This window comes from Fusicatenibacter sp. (assembly GCF_050872605.1).
Lineage (GTDB): Bacteria > Bacillota > Clostridia > Lachnospirales > Lachnospiraceae > Fusicatenibacter.
Genome location: NZ_JBNMHD010000082.1, coordinates 1 through 2,747, shown reverse-complemented (window position 1 = coordinate 2,747; position 2,747 = coordinate 1). Strand labels below are relative to the sequence as shown.

General features: G+C 45.0%; 3 protein-coding genes. 2 read left to right on the top strand and 1 reads right to left on the bottom strand.

Features of this window, described 5'->3' with window-relative positions:
• Positions 1–289, bottom strand: a 289-nt coding sequence (locus tag ACY2VT_RS14250; protein ID WP_461880340.1) for a hypothetical protein, incomplete at its 3' end; no start/stop codon positions are given.
• Positions 290–608: 319 nt separating this feature from the next.
• Between ACY2VT_RS14250 and ACY2VT_RS14245 the strand changes: the two genes are divergently transcribed.
• Together ACY2VT_RS14245 and ACY2VT_RS14240 are read left to right on the top strand one after the other, a co-directional pair.
• A complete protein-coding gene (locus tag ACY2VT_RS14245) occupies positions 609–1,919 on the top strand; it encodes an IS4 family transposase (protein WP_461880339.1) in 1,311 nt (436 codons plus the stop codon).
• 480 nt (positions 1,920–2,399) lie between these two features.
• A partial coding sequence (locus ACY2VT_RS14240) for a helix-turn-helix domain-containing protein (protein ID WP_461880338.1) occupies positions 2,400–2,747 on the top strand: 348 nt, incomplete at its 3' end.

Below are 2,747 nucleotides of genomic sequence, written 5' to 3'. Positions count from 1 at the left end.
TGCTGCCGATCCGAGCCGGATCCCGAACCAGAGTACACAGCGGATAGTTGGCCAGCAGCACCGCCAGAGAGAACAGCCCCGACAGGATCCACACAAGCTGCTTTCCGCCCCTGCCCGGTGTTCCCGTCTCCGGTTTTTTCACGCTTACATAGAAGGAGAAAAAGGCAATCAAAATATAAATGCTGAAATATGCCTCCGTATGGGCAAGATTTGCCAGCCAGATCATAGCCAGCACGATTTTCAGTATGGGAAATACCTTTTCCCGAAAGGAATACCAAGTTACCTGCATACCCTACCGCCTTTCTATTTCCAAGGAAACTCTGAACAGATCGTCTGCCGATGATTTCGTCAGGGTTTTCCTAACTATATAGCATAGAATTTGTTTTTTTGCAAGGAAAATGACCATTTTTGCATAAGAAAAAGAGACATCCATCGGACAATACCATTAAGTTAATTTAGTGCTACCCCTATGCTACATTTTCGTGGCATAGGGGTACTTTTTTCTTCAAAAATATCAAAAATTTTCTTAAATAGTATCAAAAAGCACTTGACAAAGTACAAAAAATCGGACAAGCCGCCTTGTAAGCATTTTTAAGGAGGCTTGTTCGATGATAACATATATTGATAAGCTAAAAACTACATTGCATGACCTTATCCATGAAATGTCCAGTCACTACTGGCTGTATGTGTCTGACCCGAAGCGAAATTTCAGCCGGGATAGGAAACTTCCATTTGAAAAAGTGCTGGAAGTCCTGGTTTCTATGGGTGGAGGTTCACTCCGAAATGAGCTGATCGACTATTTTCATTGCTCCGCAGATACGGCTTCCACTTCAGCTTTCGTGCAACGCAGAGCACAGCTTCTGCCGGAAGCTATGGAATATCTGTTTCATCAGTTTACCGAAGTCACTGTCAAAGAGCGTCTTTACAAAGGTTACCGGTTGCTTGCGGCAGACGGCTCTGATCTCCAAATCTTTGCTGATCCGCAGGATGTGGATTCCTATTATCCCGGAAGCAATGGTCAAAAGCATTACAGTCTGCTGCATATCAACGCTGTATATGATCTGCTGAACAGAACCTATCAGGACATTCTTATCCAGAAAGGACGAAAGATGAATGAGAATGCGGCACTGGTGCAGATGACTGACCGTTCCTCCGTTCCTAAGGCTATCCTTATTGCGGACAGAAATTATGAAGCTTACAATGGAATTGCCCACATCGAAAAGAAAGATTGGAAATACCTCATCCGTATTCGGGATACAGCTGGAATGATCTGCCCTTTCCACTTTGCGCCAAACTTCGAATTTGACGAATGGAAAACGATTACTCTGACAAGGAAACAGACCAACGCTTTCAAGCAGAAGAAAGCGGACGATCCAGCACGGTATCGCTGTCTTCCCAATTCCTCCCCTTTTGATTTCATTGATCTGCATGATAACAAATATTATGATCTGAATGTTCGTTTTGTCAGATTTCAAATTTCTGATGATACCTACGAAACTGTAATAACCAATCTGTCCGCTGACGAATTTTCTCCCACGGAAATAAAACACCTTTATAGCCTGCGTTGGGGTATTGAAACTTCTTTCAGAGAATTAAAGTACACCATTGGATTAAAGCAGCCCACAAGCAAAAAGGCGGAGTACATTTCCCAGGAGATTTTCGCCAGATGTCTTATGTACAACTTCTGTGAATTGGTCACTTCCCACGTTGCCATTCACTACCAAAGCGAAAAGTACGTTTACCAGACAAACTTTTCTGCCGCAGTACATATTTGCAGGCTGTTTCTCAGGGAATCTGTTGCTCCGCCAGATGCTGAAACCAACATTTCCAGAAATCTTGTGCCTATCCGTCCCAACCGAAAGGCTCCCAGAAACCTAAACCGACAAAGGTTCAATGGTTTCCTCTATAAAATAGCATAGTTTTCCTGTTTTGAACAGTGTTTTTTAAGCGGATTTTTCAATCCGCTTGCTTGCCATGCTCTTTTTACAGAAAAAGTGCATCCCGCACGGGATGCACTCAATCTCTGAAGGTGTGGCCTTTAGCCTTATGTCATTATCTTAATGACATTGCCCGATTGGGTGGTGTTTTTCTTTTTGGTGCGAGTGGTGATACAGAACTTTTTGAAAAAGCCAGTAATATCAACGGTTTTCAAGGCGGACGAGTAGCAAATAACTTGTATATATCCCCTTTTCGGGCGACTGTTTTTAAGACAGCCGCCCTTTTTCTATACCCAAATTCAAGTGTTGTGATTAGGGTGGAAAAGCTGCTGTTTCTTTCGCTGTAGCCTGCTTTCCGAACAGGGCGCGGGTGTTTTCCCATGCGGGAGACGGCGGAGGCGTACAGACGAGCAAACCGCCCAAAATCAACACTTTTCATTTTCAGAGGAAGGAGGTGCGAAGATGGCTGTATTCCGTATCGAAAAGACCAGAGATTACACGGTCATGTCCAACTATCACCTGCGGGATATGTCGCTGTCGCTGAAAGCGAAGGGACTTTTATCTCTCATGTTGTCCCTGCCGGAGAATTGGGACTACACCATGAAGGGGCTTGCCCGTATCTGCAAGGACGGCATTGACAGCATCAGCGGCGGCATTCGGGAGCTGGAGGCACACGGCTATCTTGTCCGAGCGCGTGTCCGTGGCGCAAACGGGCAGCTCGGCTCTATCGAGTACACCATTTTGGAACAGCCTAAAGCGCCAACACCTACACAGGAAAAACCTATACGGGAAAATCCCGTACAGGCAAAT